This is a genomic window from Gabonia massiliensis, assembly GCF_001403595.1.
Classification (GTDB): Bacteria; Bacteroidota; Bacteroidia; order Bacteroidales; family Coprobacteraceae; genus Coprobacter; species Coprobacter secundus.
In genome coordinates, this window is the sequence record NZ_LN877938.1 from 677,916 (window position 1) to 693,048 (window position 15,133).

12 protein-coding genes are annotated in these 15,133 nt (G+C 46.1%); 3 read left to right on the forward strand and 9 right to left on the reverse strand.

The genetic code is table 11. The features are described from left to right. Entirely contained in the window at nucleotides 1–1,173 is a 1,173-nt protein-coding gene (locus BN2628_RS04725) for a DUF418 domain-containing protein (protein ID WP_055096263.1), read from the forward strand. Between the two features lie 263 nt (nucleotides 1,174–1,436). Here the strand turns inward: BN2628_RS04725 and BN2628_RS04730 are convergent, their stop codons facing one another. The 5 genes from BN2628_RS04730 to BN2628_RS04750 all read right to left on the reverse strand — a co-directional run bounded on the left by BN2628_RS04730 (nucleotide 1,437) and on the right by BN2628_RS04750 (nucleotide 10,876). Next, nucleotides 1,437–3,035, reverse strand: coding sequence for a calcineurin-like phosphoesterase C-terminal domain-containing protein (locus BN2628_RS04730; RefSeq protein ID WP_055096265.1), 1,599 nt, complete (start codon nucleotides 3,033–3,035; stop codon nucleotides 1,437–1,439). A 56-nt stretch (nucleotides 3,036–3,091) separates the two neighbouring features. After that, nucleotides 3,092–4,843: a metallophosphoesterase gene (locus tag BN2628_RS04735; RefSeq protein WP_055096267.1), complete on the reverse strand. Its 1,752-nt coding sequence runs from the start codon at nucleotides 4,841–4,843 to the stop codon at nucleotides 3,092–3,094. 16 nt (nucleotides 4,844–4,859) lie between these two features. Beyond that, nucleotides 4,860–6,395 (reverse strand): RagB/SusD family nutrient uptake outer membrane protein, encoded by a 1,536-nt coding sequence (locus BN2628_RS04740; RefSeq protein ID WP_055096269.1) that lies wholly within the window; start codon nucleotides 6,393–6,395, stop codon nucleotides 4,860–4,862. A gap of 38 nt (nucleotides 6,396–6,433) precedes the next feature. Then, nucleotides 6,434–9,739 (reverse strand): SusC/RagA family TonB-linked outer membrane protein, encoded by a 3,306-nt coding sequence (locus BN2628_RS04745; RefSeq protein ID WP_055096271.1) that lies wholly within the window; start codon nucleotides 9,737–9,739, stop codon nucleotides 6,434–6,436. Between the two features lie 159 nt (nucleotides 9,740–9,898). Then, on the reverse strand, nucleotides 9,899–10,876 hold the full coding sequence (locus BN2628_RS04750) for a FecR family protein (protein WP_055096272.1): 978 nt from the start codon (nucleotides 10,874–10,876) through the stop codon (nucleotides 9,899–9,901). Between the two features lie 258 nt (nucleotides 10,877–11,134). Between BN2628_RS04750 and BN2628_RS04755 the strand changes: the two genes are divergently transcribed. Further along, a complete protein-coding gene (locus BN2628_RS04755) occupies nucleotides 11,135–11,626 on the forward strand; it encodes an RNA polymerase sigma factor (RefSeq protein WP_257606389.1) in 492 nt (163 codons plus the stop codon). Here BN2628_RS04755 and BN2628_RS17760 read toward each other — a convergent pair. Beyond that, the gene (locus tag BN2628_RS17760; RefSeq protein WP_411267742.1) at nucleotides 11,567–11,863 is read right to left on the reverse strand and encodes a MuF-C-terminal domain-containing protein; all 297 of its coding nucleotides are present in this window, start codon (nucleotides 11,861–11,863) and stop codon (nucleotides 11,567–11,569) included. The genes BN2628_RS04755 and BN2628_RS17760 overlap by 60 nt on opposite strands. Here BN2628_RS17760 and BN2628_RS16720 point away from each other — a divergent pair. Then, nucleotides 11,786–12,175, forward strand: a complete 390-nt coding sequence (locus tag BN2628_RS16720; protein WP_055095885.1) for a winged helix-turn-helix transcriptional regulator — start codon at nucleotides 11,786–11,788, stop codon at nucleotides 12,173–12,175. The genes BN2628_RS17760 and BN2628_RS16720 overlap by 78 nt on opposite strands. Before the next feature lie 535 nt (nucleotides 12,176–12,710). Here BN2628_RS16720 and BN2628_RS04765 read toward each other — a convergent pair. The 3 genes from BN2628_RS04765 to BN2628_RS04780 form a co-directional block, all read right to left on the reverse strand. Next, nucleotides 12,711–13,130, reverse strand: coding sequence for a hypothetical protein (locus BN2628_RS04765; RefSeq protein WP_154668403.1), 420 nt, complete (start codon nucleotides 13,128–13,130; stop codon nucleotides 12,711–12,713). Between the two features lie 198 nt (nucleotides 13,131–13,328). Continuing rightward, nucleotides 13,329–13,820 (reverse strand): acyltransferase family protein, encoded by a 492-nt coding sequence (locus BN2628_RS04770; RefSeq protein ID WP_055096279.1) that lies wholly within the window; start codon nucleotides 13,818–13,820, stop codon nucleotides 13,329–13,331. Nucleotides 13,821–14,352: 532 nt separating this feature from the next. After that, nucleotides 14,353–15,133, reverse strand: a 781-nt coding sequence (locus tag BN2628_RS04780) for a MuF-C-terminal domain-containing protein (RefSeq protein WP_257606390.1), incomplete at its 5' end; no start/stop codon positions are given.

Genomic DNA, 15,133 nt, shown 5'->3' on the forward strand with positions numbered 1-15,133 from the left:
ATGGAACAACTTATTAAAAATCCACGTATCGAGGTGGTAGATGCTTTGCGGGGTTTTGCCGTAATGGCGATTATATTGGTTCATAATCTGGAACATTTCATTTTCCCGGTTTACCCGACCGATTCTCCGGCCTGGCTGAACGTTTTAGACCAAGGAGTATTCAACGGGACTTTCACCCTCTTTGCCGGGAAGGCGTATGCGATTTTCGCCCTCTTGTTCGGATTTACGTTTTATATACAAACCAACAACCAAAAGAGGCAAGGGAAGGATTTCGGTTACCGGTTCTTGTGGCGTCTGGTACTGCTGGTGGGTTTTGCGACATTGAATGCGGCCTTTTTCCCGGCAGGAGACGTCTTGTTGTTGTTCGTGGTGGTCGGGCTCGTACTGTTCTTTACAAGAAACTGGAGCGACAAGGCTATCTTTATAACTGCGGTGATTTTCTTGTTACAACCAGTCGAATGGTACCATTATATTGCCAGCCTGGTAAATCCGGCGCACCGGTTGCCCGACCTTAAAGTGGGCGAAATGTATGCGGAAGTAGCGGAATATACGAAAGCCGGGAATTTTTGGGATTTCATTTTAGGGAACATCACGTTGGGGCAGAAAGCCAGTTTGCTGTGGGCCGTCAATGCCGGACGTTTTTTCCAGACGGCAGGGCTGTTCTTGCTGGGCTTCTATATCGGCAGGAAGCAACTTTTTGTTTCTTCTGAAAAAAATCTCCGCCTCTGGGTAAAGACCTTGATTGTTTCTGCCATCGCATTTGCTCCTCTGTACACTCTGAAAGAACTGATTATGACAAACAGTGCCATCGTACAGCAAACAGCCGGAACGGCATTCGACATGTGGCAAAAACTGGCCTTTACTCTGGTCTTGGTGGCTTCTTTTGTACTTCTTTACCAGAACAAAAGATTCAGCCACATGGTCTCCAACTTGCGTTTCTACGGCAAAATGAGCCTTACCAATTATATCTCCCAGTCTATTATCGGAGCCATCATTTATTTCCCATTCGGCTTATATCTTGCTCCTTATTGCGGATATACGGTGAGCCTGCTTATCGGTATTTTCACGTTCTTATTGCAAGTAAGATTCTGCAAATGGTGGTTATCTAAGCATAAACAAGGTCCTTTGGAATATATCTGGCACAAATGGACGTGGATGGGGACAAATAAGTAAAACTTTTGTGAAACGGCAGTATAAGGCAAATGAAACTCTGCCCACCCATATTCTGGAATGCGGAGAATATATATCGAAACATAAAAAGCAACTGCTATCGGAGATATGTCGGTCTAACCTGAATTTCAAGATGTCATATTCATAAAAACACTGCAGGAACGCAAAACTGCATATAAATTCTTTCAAAGGTCTTATGCGGTTCGGCGTTCCTGCAACAAGGTTCATTTCTGCAATCAATGCGCGGTATGAAAACTCGACTCTTTTCAAGGATACATACGAAGAGGATTTACTATTTCATAACTGGCTTGTCCGCGATGTTTTTGTCCGAACATATCTGTAGCTTGTATCTCTACTTGGTGCGTACCCACCGGCAGTGACGAGGGAATGCGCATACGCCAAATGTGAGTGGAAGGGAATGAAGGTGCCGGCCAACGAGCCAGTTTGGGAGCATCATCGCGATTCCAACATTGTACCATGTAATCATGCTCCGGGTCTGTCACTTCTTCGTACTTCATACGCTTCCATTCGCCACCATCTATGCGGCACAACACTTCATCGCCTTTGGCTCCCATAAAAAAGTTCACAGTGATGTAGGCAGGAGTATACCGGTTATGTACCACTTGCTTGGGCAATTGTACCGACAGGGCATAATCATCCGGTTGCCCTGCTACTTTGTAATCAATACGGTATGTATTTCCGTCTACTTCCAAGAAGGCGTATCCTTTAGGTGTTCCATCGGACATCATGGAACAAGGTATGCTATCTTTATCCAAATAGCCGGAATAGAAGTCACCGCAAGTGGCTCCGGCATTGAATTCGTGCAGAGGCCTTTCGCCTTTCCATCCGTCTTCCTTTGTATGTAAATACTGGTTTTGCCGATGCAAATGGGCCGAAAGCAGCAATACATGCGGGAAGTCTTTCAGACATTCGAACAGGAATTCCTTATCTTCCTTACGTACTGCATTTTCATCTAACATGGGTATGTGAAAGGCTACGACGACCAGTTTGTTCTTGTCTACCCATCTGAGGTCGTTTCTGATAAAATCTTTCTGGTCATTCCGGAAACCTCCCCAATAAGCTTTCTGATTATCTTCCTGTCCCGGACGCGGGTCGGGGAAGAGGACATTGTCCAATACCAGGAAATGTGCTCCAGCATAATTAAATGCATAGTTTGCGGGGCCTATAAAGGTCTCAAAGGCATCGTCCGCTTGGCAATCGGTATGGGCCTCGTAATCGACGTCATGATTTCCCATCAAATGATACCAAGGTATTCCTATCCGCGCCACTTGCGCCAAATATGGGTTGAAAAGTTCGAAATTCTCGTCGTTCACGTCTCCTAAGCTGATTCCAAAACTGATGTTTCTCTTGCTCTGGAGAAGATCATCTACAATAGCTTTGCCAAAATAACGTATGTGATCCATAAAGTGCGGCTGCGGGTCGCCCAATACAGCAACGCAAAACTTTTCCGGTTCTTGCCGGGGTACGAGTCCAAAGTCAATGGACTCAGGCAGTTTGCCGGTAGGCGGCAGTCCTTTGTAAGCTTCACGCATAGGAGTGCCCTGCGGCTTATGCTGATAATAAAACTGCGGTTTGTTGTAAACATCGAGCTGCAATTGGTAATGTGCAGGTTTTATGACAGCAATAGTCGCTTCGCCGTCAACCGGCAGCCGGTAGCGTCCGGCCTTATCGGTCATCACCACATCGGCCCCGTTGGTCACGCCTATCCCCTCAAGATATTGCTCGCCACGGTCATGTCTGCCATTGTTGTTTGTGTCACAATATACACGGCCCTCAGCCACTTGTTGCGCATATAGCGGGAAGGCGGCCAATGCCCATACAAAAGCTAATACAACAGATTTCATTGGTTACATTTATTTTTTCGTTCATTCGTATTAATAATTCTTCATACAGTTTTTCGTCATTTACGGCTGTCAAGAATATACTGCCTGATGGGGAAAGGCAGGTTTACAACCTGTTCAACTGTGCCTTTTCCCATTTGAAGTTTTTTCCCCGATTCCAGCCTCAGCAGCCCGGTTTGCATATTATATACGGCAGGACGAACCTTGCCGGCTTCTTCGTAAGCTCCCGGCACAGGAATGTCTCCGGGCGTGCCGCCCAACACAACGGTATCTTGCCGGTCGATAATCCATTCGCCGCTGACAGGCCTGTAAACGGCTATTTCAATCTTACCATCCCCATTGTAATCGGCAGGTACGGGAATATCTCCAGCTTGTCCTAAAGGCAAATTGGCTATTTCAGAGATATAGAAGGTATGATTGTCTGTCCTATAAACAGCAGGCTCTACCCTACCGTCTCCGTCATAATCAGCAGGGACAGGGATGCTCTTCTTAGTCCCGTGCCGGAAAGGCTTCTGCCCTTGTATGTGCCATGTCTGGTCGGCAGGCCTCCAAGTAGCAAGTTCTATCAACCCGTCACCGTTGTAGTCGGCTGGTACGGGAATATCTCCTGCTTGCCCCCATTGTATAACTCCCTTCCCCTCGATACAGAATTCACTGGTTTGAGGTCTGTAAACAGCCAAAGCTGCTTTTCCGTCAGCATGATAATCGGCAGGGACGGCAACCGCTTTGCCATAGCCTAAAAGACGGTTCTGCTTCTCGGTTCCTATCTGCCATATTCCTCCTTTGAACAGGGCGAATTCAGATTTGCCGTCATTGTCGAAGTCATAAATACGAGCAGCAGTAGTCTCATATTTCCAGGGCTTTACAAACTTACTGTCCGCGTCTGTTTCTTCCGTATCCAGGTAAGGAGCTATGGTGCGTACTTTGATAAGGTCGTTTTCCGGGTCGAAAGTCATCAGCCTCATCAGGCTTCCGCCTCCCAACGGCCTGCTTTGATAGTCGGACAAGAAAGTTTTGATGGTTCGCCCCGCATAACCGTCTTCGCGATAGCCTTCACCATTATCGCCGACATGCCCGCAAAGCATCATAAACACATTGGGGCAAGTCTTCAACCGGTCATAGATACGTTCACCCTGTTTCAGCCACGGAGCATTGGCATTCGTACCTTCTACCGGATTGTAGTGTATAATGCCATGACTCACAATGATAGCTTTGCGTGAGGGATACTGCTTGCACAGGTTTACAGCCCAATCGTTAAGGGCATCTATATTCTCATCCATGGCATCGTATTCTATATATATGGCAATAAAGTCCATCCCTCCGGCCGAAAACAGGTCGTAATGGCTGTCATTGTCATTGCCGTAATGTCCGCCATAGTAGCTGCGTCTTTCAAAATGTCCTACTCCAAAATAATGATTGAACCATTCGGTTTTTCCGGTCACGGCCCACTGGCTTGGAGTCTGCTCATGATTTCCCACAGCCAACCCGTAGGGAATTCCTTCCGGCTTTCCGGGCAGAGGCTGTTCTAAGATAGAGAGTGCCCGGAAGGCATTTTTCCATTGTTCGGGCCGGTCATCTCCACGGTTTACGATGTCACCGACATGTACTACATAGACAATATTCTCTTTCCGGTAATTGTCGACGATCCACCGGGTCTGGCTTTCAAAAAGGGTACGGTTTCTTTCTCCTTCTTCTTCAGTGTACATCTGAGTATCGGGCAATACAGCTATGGTGAATGTCTTTTGCTGTGCTTGGGCCAGGCATACGTTCAGCGTTAAGGCCAATGTCCCGATTAAGTTACGTATATTCATATTCTTCGGCAATTGGTCAATATCCGGGATTCTGTTCCAATAAATCGTTCATTTCTACCTCATCGAAAGGCAGAGGATACAATAAGTGGTGCCCGTCGACCCGGTAAGCAGCCTCAACAAGATAACTGTATTGCTGCTTAAGCCGGTTGCCATAAGCATTCATCACTTCTACGGCCTTTCCGCTGCGCACCAAGTCGTGCCAGCGTTTGTTTTCAAAGGCCAACTCTACCCGGCGTTCGTGCAGTATGATTTCACGCAAACGAGCCTGGTCGGTTTCGGTCACCTCATCAAGTCCTGCCCGCTCGCGTACTTTGTTCAGGTAAGGCAGGGCATCCGCACTCCGTCCGGGCTGTTCGTTGATGGCTTCGGCCCAGAAAAGCAAAGCTTCAGCATAACGGTAGATAGGCCAGTTATCGTCCGTATTATTGCTGTCGGTATGAGGATGCAGGTACTTTTTAATATAGGGTACTCCCTCCACTCCCTCGGTAGGCACGTAGTCGTCAATTTCTGTATTGGCCGTATAGGTAAACATATAACTGGCATCGTAAGTACCTTCGGCAATGGCTATGGAAGCCGCCTTACGCAAATCGCCTGCTTCATAGTCGGCTATCAGGTCTTGTGTGGGCATGTTCCATCCTCCCAGCGAGCTGTTGTCCGTAGCTACTCCGGTCACTATCTTCGTATTTTTGGAACGGGGAATGAATTTGTAGATAAAATTGCTCTGCTGTCCTCCTTGCAGTCCCTGCCGGTACTGGATTTCGAAAAGCGACTCTTTCCCGTTTTTGTTTTCTGTGGCAAATGCATCGGCATAGTTGTCAAACAAGTCATAGCCCATATCAGGCAATGTCTTCAACAGCTTTTCGGCTTCTGCATATTCTTTGCGTGTCATGTACACGTCTGCCAGCAGTATGGTGGCCGAACCTCTGGTTGCTTCGCCGCTTTGCGGGAACTGGGCGGGAGGGGCCAGATTGGTAATGGCATATTTGGCGTCAGATATGATTTGCTCATAGACCGCGTCGACCGTAGCACGGGGCAGGAATGCTTGCTCGGCCGACTTCACTTCGTGCAGATAGAGGGGTACTCCTCCAAAATAGCGTACCAGTTTGTAGTAGAAAAATGCCCGCAAAAACTTCGCCTGCCCCATCAGGTTTTTCCTCACTGTTTCATCGATGGCTGCCGCCTCCAAATGGTCGATAGCGATATTAGCCCTTGAAATTCCCTTGTAACAATGGTAATATACAGCACTGACATAGGTATTGTTGGCCTCGTTGGTAAAGTCGTAGATGTTTTCACGATAGACGTAAGCCGACCCGCGATTGGCGGGAGTATAATCGTAGTGGGTATTGTCCGAGCGGCCCTCGCCCGTAAAGAAGTCGTTATCGGCCAAGCTGCGCAAAGGTACATAAGCGGCCACAACGGCTTGCCGTAATTGTTCTTCTGTCTGGTAAAAAGAGCCGCCCGACTCTTTATCACCAGGTATCAGGTCAAGGAAGTCCGAGCAACTTCCGAACAGGCACATGATTGCTGCCAACAAGATGATTTGTAGTTTCATTTTCTTCTATATATATTTTCAATATTTATACTGCTAAATTAGAATGTCACATTAAGTCCCAATGAATATACGCGGGGAACCGGATATGAGTTTTCGTCCACCCCGATGCCGGTTCCGTTCAGCCCGTTAAGGCTCACCTCGGGATTGGCACCGTCGTATTTACTGATAAAGCATACGTTCTGTATGGAAGCATATACCCTCAGCTTCGAGCAATAACGGTTCTGAGGCAAAGGCAAGGTATAGCCCAGCGTAATGTTCTTCACCGCCAGATGCGAATTGCTTTCGATCCAACTGGTATTTACTTTCCGGTGTTCGGCTGTCGTGCCGGTCATGGTACGGGGATAGTCTCCTGAGCCAGGCTGCTCGGGAGAACGCCAGCGGTCCTTGGCGGCGGCCAGTATATTGAACGCTCCATCCAAGTTACCCAGATACTGATGCTTCAGGGCATTTACTACTTTCCCGCCATACGAGCCTGTCATGGAAATACTAAGATCGAAATTCGAGTACTTAAAGTTATTGGTAAAGCCAAAGAGGAAATCGGGATTAGGATCGCCGATGAATGTACGGTCTTTTACGTTAATGACCCCATCTTTATTTACATCCTTAAATTTGATGGTACCTACCTGCGAGGTACTGCTCTTAGGAGAAGTGGCCAGGTCTTCCTCATCTTTGTACAATCCCAGCTTGATGTAGCCGAAGAACTGGCTCAGGGGATAGCCTTCCTGATTGCGGTAATAATCGGAGTACTCACTGGTATTGCGGGTTATGTACCCGGGTTCTACCAGTTCCACAATCTTGTTCCGGTCGAAAGAGATATTGAAGTTGGACTGCCAGGAAAACTTGCCGAAAGTGTTATTATAGCCTAAACTAAATTCATGTCCCCAGAAATGAATCTTCCCAACATTGGAAGTAATAGAGGCAAACCCGGAGGCTTGCGGGATGGGACGTTCCTGAATCATATTGTCCGTAGCTTTCTTGTAATAATCGTACGAGAAAGTGAAACGGTTGTTGAACATAGACAGATCCAAACCTATATCAAACTGTGCCGTACGTTCCCAACCCAGGTTCACATTGGCAATATTGCTGTTGGAAGCGCCACTGACCAGCGTCCCGTTCAGCACGTAATTGTATTCACCGATGTTGGCTATATGCGTATAGTTACCGATGTTGTCGTTTCCCGTGACACCGTAGCTGGCTCTCAGCTTCAGCATGTTAAGGTGAGGCACAGATTGCATAAAAGGCTCTTCACTCACTACCCATCCTCCTGAAATAGAAGGGAAATATCCATACCGGTTGTTACTTCCGAAACGGGAGGAACCGTCGTAGCGCAGTGCGGCCGAAATGAGGTATTTGTTCTTGTAATTATAGTTCACACGCCCCAGCAGCGAAAGCAAGGCATATTCGGTAATGTTGCTCGTGCCCGAAGTGATATTCGTAGCATTGTTCAGGTAAGGAATGTCGTCGCTGCTGAAATGGCTCCCCGACACACTGTTGCTCTCCTTGCAGTATTTCTGTGCCGAGAATCCTAACAGGACTTCCAGCTTGTGGTCGTTTCTGAACGTATTGGCATAGGTGGCGTTGGTCTCTGAAATCCAGGTATAATCGTTGTAGTAACTGCTGGTCCCGCTGGCAATGCCTTCGGCATCAACACTACCCGGCTTGAAGTATTTGCGGCGCTCCCAAGTCATGTCGGTGGCCAGGCTGGTTTTCAGCGTGAGTCCCTTCAGCGGAGTGACGCTGAGGTATCCGTTGGCCAGCAGACGGGCTGTGGCATAGTCGTCTACGGTTTCCATAATGATTTTATAGGGATTGATGTTGGCCAGCATAGGCGAAGTGTTGACGTAGAGCGGCATATTGCCGTTTTCGTCGACAGGAGCCACCAACGGACTGGCCTGGATAGCCTTATTGAAGAGATTGTTCACACCGTCGAAGGCTATCAGGGAGTTGTGGTCGAGCTTGTAACTGGGCGCTACGTTGAGCCCTACCTCTATAAAATCTTTCGGTTTGAAAATCTGGTTGACACGTGCCGAAATCTGTTTTACTCCGGTATTCTCTACCACACCATCCTGCATGGAGTAGCCTATCATGGCCGAAGTAGAGCATTTTTTGCCGCCGTTGAACAGTGACAGGTCGTACTTCTGTATGGCAGCACTGCGCGTCATCACGTCGAACCAGTCGGTACCTTTACCGTAGCGTTCGGGGTTGGCATACAGCGGGTCGAGCTCACCGGTATATCCTTCGTACTTCACACGGTCTTCGTAGTATTCGTTCTGGAATTCGGCAAACTCGCGGGCCGTCATCATGTCGGGCCGTCCGCGTTGAGGTACCGTCTGCACACCATAGTTGGCGGCAAACTCCATACGTGCATCGCCCGACTGTGCCTTGCGCGTGGTTATCAGAATCACACCGTTGGCTGCACGCGAACCGTAGAGCGCACTTGCCGAGGCATCTTTCAGCACACTGAACGACTCTATTTCGGAGGGATTGATGTTATTGATATCGCCTGTCAAAGGGATTCCGTCTACTACAACCAGCGGCGAATTACCCGACGACAACGAAGCGGCTCCCCGGATGCGGAACGCCATGCCCGAACCTACCTGCCCGCTGTACTGATTGATTTGGACTCCGGCTATTTTACCTTGCAACTCCTGAGAGAACTGGAGTACCGGCATATCGGCCAAGGTACTGGTGTTAATCTGTGCTACCGAACCCGTGACTTCCCGCTTCAGCTGACTTCCGTAGCTCACGATTACCACCTCATCGACCATTTTCGTGTCTTCTTCCAGCACAACGGACAGTTGCGACCGCCCTTTTACTTTCACTTCGCGTGTCTCGTAGCCTATGTACGACACCTTCAGCGAGGCATCCGAAGCTACCGACAATGAGAAGTTTCCGTTTGCATCGGTGATGCTTCCGGTCCGGGAGCTTTTTTCCAGAATGTTGGCGCCGATAATCGCTTCGCCGTTCGCATCGGTGACTTTGCCCGACACGGTGATTCGGGCTGTGGCCTTTTTTTCCTGAGCATCGCTCTTTCGGATGATGATCTGATTGCCTTTGATTTCGTAAGACAGTCCGACCAGCGTTTCCGACAGGATAGTGCTGATGTCCTGGTTGGAGTACACGGCCGATATGCTGCGGCCGGTATCTATCTCGGACGAGTCGTACACAAATTTATAGTCCGACTTATTTTCGATGGCGACGAACAGTTCCTTGAGCGTGCCTTTGCGCAACGACAAGGAAATAGAGGGTTCTCCCACAGTCTGCACCGCCATGCCGGCACACACCCAAAACACGGACAACCCGGTCATCAACTTTCTTTTTATCTTCAAACTAAACCATTTCATATTAATTGTTCCAAACTGATTGATTATTAAAAGAGAAATTATTAACTCTGAATGTATGATGTTAGATATAGACATCGGCACGCCTTGCGTCCTTTTCCGTAGAACAGCCTTCTTCCTTCTTGCCTCCGTCAACCTATAACAGGCCGTACAAGTGTTGCGTTATTTGTAAATGATGCTCACCTCCTTTTCTTTGATTATATACTCTATCGGAGTGACCGCATTGACCAGCTCCAACATTTCTTCAACAGATTCTGTTTGAATAGTCACATTATATAAGTGTTTCTTTACGGGCATGTTCTTGACATGGAAACTCATGCTGTACCAGTCTCCCATCCGACTCCATAAAGTAGGAGTATCGACATCTGCCAGCTTCAGGTCGGACTGCCTCCAAAGGCCTGCTGCCGAAAGGTCTTTCTCAACCAGCTGCAGCCGGTCTTGTTTCGGGTCGTAACAGGCCATCTCGTCGGGATGCAGCTTTATCTCCTTGTCCGACCCGTCGAGCTGCAGACCTACACTGCCTTCCACCAGCGAAACGACGAACAGCGAATCACGGCTGCGTCCTCTCACGTTGAACGATGTACCATATACTCTGACAGTACCGTAGGACGTGTGTACTTCGAAGCAGTGCTCTTTGTCCTTCTTCACTTCAAAATATGCTTCGCCTTCAAGGGTCACTTGTCGGACATCGTCTTTCGAACAGACCAGCGTACTTTCCGAGTTAAGCCATACTTTGCTGCCATCTGCCAATGTCAGCATCACCTTGTTGCCCTTGTCCACCCGGAAAACCATCTCATCCGAACGGACCGTTTCCCTATTCTCTACATAAGCGCGGTAGGCAAAGGCCGTACCGGCCAGCAACAGCACCGAGGCCACCTTGAAGAGGGCACTTCTGAACCGGCTGAGACTTTTGAGAAACAGATGTTTCTTAATCCGGCCAAGTATATGGCGATATGCCTTTTCCGCACCCACGGCAGGGATGTCCGAAGCCTTCAGCAACTCGTCCATATATCCGGCACAGGTGTCTTCTCCTTCATCCGAATCGAGCCATTCCTGCAATGCCTGCAATTCTTCAGGAGAGAGGGAACGTTTTCTATATTGCTCCAATAGTTCTATATAGTTGACATTATCTTTCATCATTTTATTCTGCTTTTGCGAATGCTTTCACTTTATTAGTCGGAAAGCTTTCCAAAAACTACGACTCCCGACAGGGCTCCCAAGGCTATTTTCACAAAAACGTAATATTTAAAACAGGTCTGTAACCTTCGTGAAAACCCATCGAAACATTTGCTAAAGTTTGATTATAAATTGAATATGCTCTTCCAACAAGTAAACTTATATCACTACTTTTGCCAAGTAAAAAGTCAGAAAGATGAATTGTATAAGAAGGATATAATCATGGAAAATGTTAGTTTTCAACAAGAAACAAATATCGAAGAAGTATTCAACAAATACTTTTCACGTATCTACCGGCTGGCGTTGCAGACTTGCAAATCGCCGGAAGCAGCCGAAGATCTGACGCAGGAAGTTTTTATCAAGTATTGGGAAAGCAGCCGGACAGGCCAGGTGATGTATACAGAAAATTTCTTATACACAATCGCCAAGCGAACTGCTATCGACCAATTAAGGAAAGATATCTGCCGCGACCTGGTGCTCTCAGCAACAACCGAAGCGGTACAAGTCAAATTTGAAACACTACCTGACGAAGGCGATGAGGAGATTGAGAAAAAGACCGAGATTGAACAAAAACTCTCATTCATAGCCCGGATTGCCGAACAGATGCCTAAAGGACGATTGCAGATATTCAAACTGAGATGGGAAGAAGGGTTGTCAGTAAAAGAAATCGCCGAAAGACTGGATATATCGCTTTCTANCGTCCTGATGATTTAGACCTTCAACTATTTGATTTTCAAAAGTTTCTACTATCTTTGCACTATGGTTGAATTGTTTTCTAACGTCAGCGGAATTGGACCGCTGTTTGGAAAACCATTCAGCCATTCTTTTTTTATTTGCGTATTCGAGCAAACCCTCATTTATCCAATTTGCCATATGTGCATTAGAATTGCGATAGTGGACACTGCGTATATCATTTATTTCAATTTTTCCTTTTTTCTTATTCGTCTGAATTGCTACTACAAGGCTGAAAGAGTAAACAGCTCGGTCAAAAAGTACCCTGTAAACAAAAATAGTACCCCCGGAAAGTACCCTGTAAAAAGAGAGAATAACAAGCCTGTTGGTAGAACGGCTCAACGCATCATAGATATGGTTATAGCTAACCCGATGATAACCCGTGAGAAAATGGCGGATGAATTGGGAATTTCTTTGGATGGTGTCAAGAAGCAGATAAAAAAACTCCGTGAAAGAGGTATTCTTATGCACGAAGGCTCTGATAAATCCGGCTATTGGCGCATTACTGTTAATCCTCAAACCGAACAATAAACAATGCGTTCATCGTACATATGTTTCCTCGTTCGTAAACGTGCGCACAATATTGGCCTTGGCCCATTCTTTAGCTTNCAGTCAACATCCAACTGAGAAAAGCAATGGACTTTCTGAAAGCCAACGCACAAGTCAACACCTCGGACGTGCTATTAGCTTGTGCTCTCTGGAAAATGACCGGACTATAAAGGCGGGCAAAACGGGGACTCTCTCTTGCAAAAGCAGAAAAAGATGTATCAAAATAAAGAACAGGTACAGATGACCCGTGTTATGGAAACGAATGCATTATGTAAAGTTCAAGTTAGTAATTTGAACCAAATACTTAAATATCTGTATTTTTAGTCTGATATACTCTCCATTATATTGCATTAGCACTGGCAATGGTACCAAACTAACAGAATAACGATTAAGCATCGATTATTCAAAAAATTTGCCACAATGCACTTATAAACGCCAGGCTCGCTTGCCTTCAACCTTTACAAAAGGGGGAATAAAAAACTTTACTTACAAGACGGGATAACCGATACAAGGCCCTTTATTTCCTCCCGGCTATCACTTTCAATGTCTCCGGTGCATACCGCCGCAATAAATAAAAGGTCAACAAAAGCAATCCTACCGTTATTATTATTACTGATATATAAACAGCCAATAGAGAAATACTGGAAGCCGGCCGAATTGCTACATAAGCCAATTTCAATATTTTGCCTGAAATGAGTCCATGGGAAACATATATAAAGAAACTGGCAGAAGCCAGGAAAGCATTAACCTTACATATACCGTTTTTCAACAACCAAGCAGATAAGTTATAGGCAAAAAGCAGTCCTACTAATATGTTTATTCTTTTAATAATCCCCGTCAAGTCAGGATAATAACGTGCAGCGAATACGTGAACAACTCCTAACGCAATATATAATATCACCGACACTTTAAAGAACCGACCAAAAACGTCTAACATATCTTTTTTATTGATACTCATATAGGCTCCCCAAACAAAGAAAAAGAAAGTTACGTCAAGCAAATATGTTCTTATATGGAATAAAGGGGAAAAGAACCAAATACACCCCAATAAGATAACCAAATAGTATCCGGTCCGCTTCAACAAGTAATGGATAAAAGGGGTGCATAGTACGACCAATATCAGGTTGCGAACAAATCATAAAGGCTTATTTAAGGGGAAACTATCTTCTATAATCGTTCCTTCCAACTGTCCATGATACACCCAAAAGGCGGATAGGAATCCTTGTAAAGAAGGTGTAAACTCAGCAGGATGTGCCTTGTACTGATTGAATGGGGAGTAAATGGTTACTATCAATAACAGAATGGCAAAGAAGTTCCATATCAGGTAGGGGACCAATAAAGTTTTTACTCTATTTTTGAATTTACGGATATAAGTCTCTTTTGTCATTTCTACTCCCAAGAAAAACACAAATCCTGAAATGAAACAATAAATAGGTACACTTTGTCCTCGAAAGAAACCGTCTATAAAACGGTTCACCTCCATAAAAAAGGGATAATCTTCAAAATTTGAAGTTGTTCCTTGAAAAGTAATTCCTTCCGTAGAAAATATATGAATGGTCAATACTACCACAGCCAAAGGAAAACGCAGCAAGTCTAAACTTTGCGAACGTAAATCAATTCTGCCCATAATGTCTTTGTATCTTTGGGGTTCTCCAAAGGCCTCTATTCTCAGTCAAGCCCATGAAATGTAAAGCGTGGAACTGCAAACGCTACGGCCCAACCTGAAAGTTGTAGCTTCCTCCTCCTGCGAACAGATATGGATACATCACCCTCTCTATAACACAAGGGCCTCTGCATTATCCTTGCTTGCTTTTTGAAAATTTCCTACGTTCTCAACGTTACCCGATAAACATAACATTTCCAAAAATTCCAATATGCTTTGAAAAGAGATTTCCCAACTCAGACGCAAAAATATATAAAAGCTACGATAATCATTGATTTTGTAGCGGATTTCTTCGCTTGTGACATGAAAAGTCAGCAAAAATCTACCTTGCACCTTTAATCCCCCTGTTTTTTCCGTTGTGGCCCAACGGGTCAGCATGTGCTCTGCCTTAGCTTCTCAAACTGCTCTATAAATCACTAACGGGTATTCGGCCGACGAACTAAAACCTTGGAGCCCCGGTCTTTTCCGGTTCGTCCCGGCGGGGAGCTCCGGTGGCCTATAAACCCGGGGTATCTGCTCCCGAGGAAGCTTGATTGGAGGAGATAACGTTACGACCGGCTTTTTCGCTTCGCTCTGCCTCGATATGGTAGCGGGGAATATTTTCTGCTCCCTGCCCGGTATCGCTACCTGTGTCCTGACGTAAATTTTCATTCCCGGTCTTTGGATTCTCAAAGTTTTTTACTATTTTTGAAGCATGGTTGAATAGTTTTCTAACCTCAGCGGAATTGTACCGCTGTTTGGAAAACCATTCAACCATTCTTTTTTTATCTGCATATTCAAGCAGGCCCTCATCTATCCAGTTTGCCATATGTGCATTAGAATTGCGATAGTGGACACTGCGTATATCATTTATTTCAATTTTTCCTTTTTTCTTATTCGTCTGAATTGCTACTACAAAATTCTTACCTTTATGCTGTATCTCCGTCATCACGACATAGCTGCCTATACGGGTCGCACTGCGGAATACTGCCAATGGTTTTTGTAAGCCTAATGATAGTCCCTCAAGCTCCGAGAGGTCAAACGGGTGGTTCTCTTGCATACTCTTGGCCGCCAAACGGCTTGAGGCAAGTTCGATAGGCAGGTGTGGTAATCCGGCACTTTGCAATACGGCACTCGGCATGCCTAATCGATACACATGCCCTTTGGGCAAGGTGCCGTCTATCTGTTGTTGTAATTCTTCGTTGAATTGGGAATTGACTTTTCCGATGCGACTCTCTTCGACCTTGTCCATACGGCAGGCTCCCTGCTCTCCGATGAACATCATCTGAATGGAAGTT

Bases quoted from the DNA above. Each gene is read 5' to 3' on its own strand.
- BN2628_RS04735 (WP_055096267.1), bottom strand. From the start codon at position 4,843: ATGAATATACGTAACTTAATCGGGACATTGGCCTTAACGCTGAACGTA.
- BN2628_RS04765 (WP_154668403.1), bottom strand. From the start codon at position 13,130: ATGTTAGACGTTTTTGGTCGGTTCTTTAAAGTGTCGGTGATATTATAT.
- BN2628_RS04770 (WP_055096279.1), bottom strand. From the start codon at position 13,820: ATGGGCAGAATTGATTTACGTTCGCAAAGTTTAGACTTGCTGCGTTTT.
- BN2628_RS04750 (WP_055096272.1), bottom strand. From the start codon at position 10,876: ATGATGAAAGATAATGTCAACTATATAGAACTATTGGAGCAATATAGA.
- BN2628_RS16720 (WP_055095885.1), top strand. From the start codon at position 11,786: ATGTGCATTAGAATTGCGATAGTGGACACTGCGTATATCATTTATTTC.
- BN2628_RS04745 (WP_055096271.1), bottom strand. From the start codon at position 9,739: ATGAAATGGTTTAGTTTGAAGATAAAAAGAAAGTTGATGACCGGGTTG.
- BN2628_RS04740 (WP_055096269.1), bottom strand. From the start codon at position 6,395: ATGAAACTACAAATCATCTTGTTGGCAGCAATCATGTGCCTGTTCGGA.
- BN2628_RS04725 (WP_055096263.1), top strand. From the start codon at position 1: ATGGAACAACTTATTAAAAATCCACGTATCGAGGTGGTAGATGCTTTG.
- BN2628_RS04730 (WP_055096265.1), bottom strand. From the start codon at position 3,035: ATGAAATCTGTTGTATTAGCTTTTGTATGGGCATTGGCCGCCTTCCCG.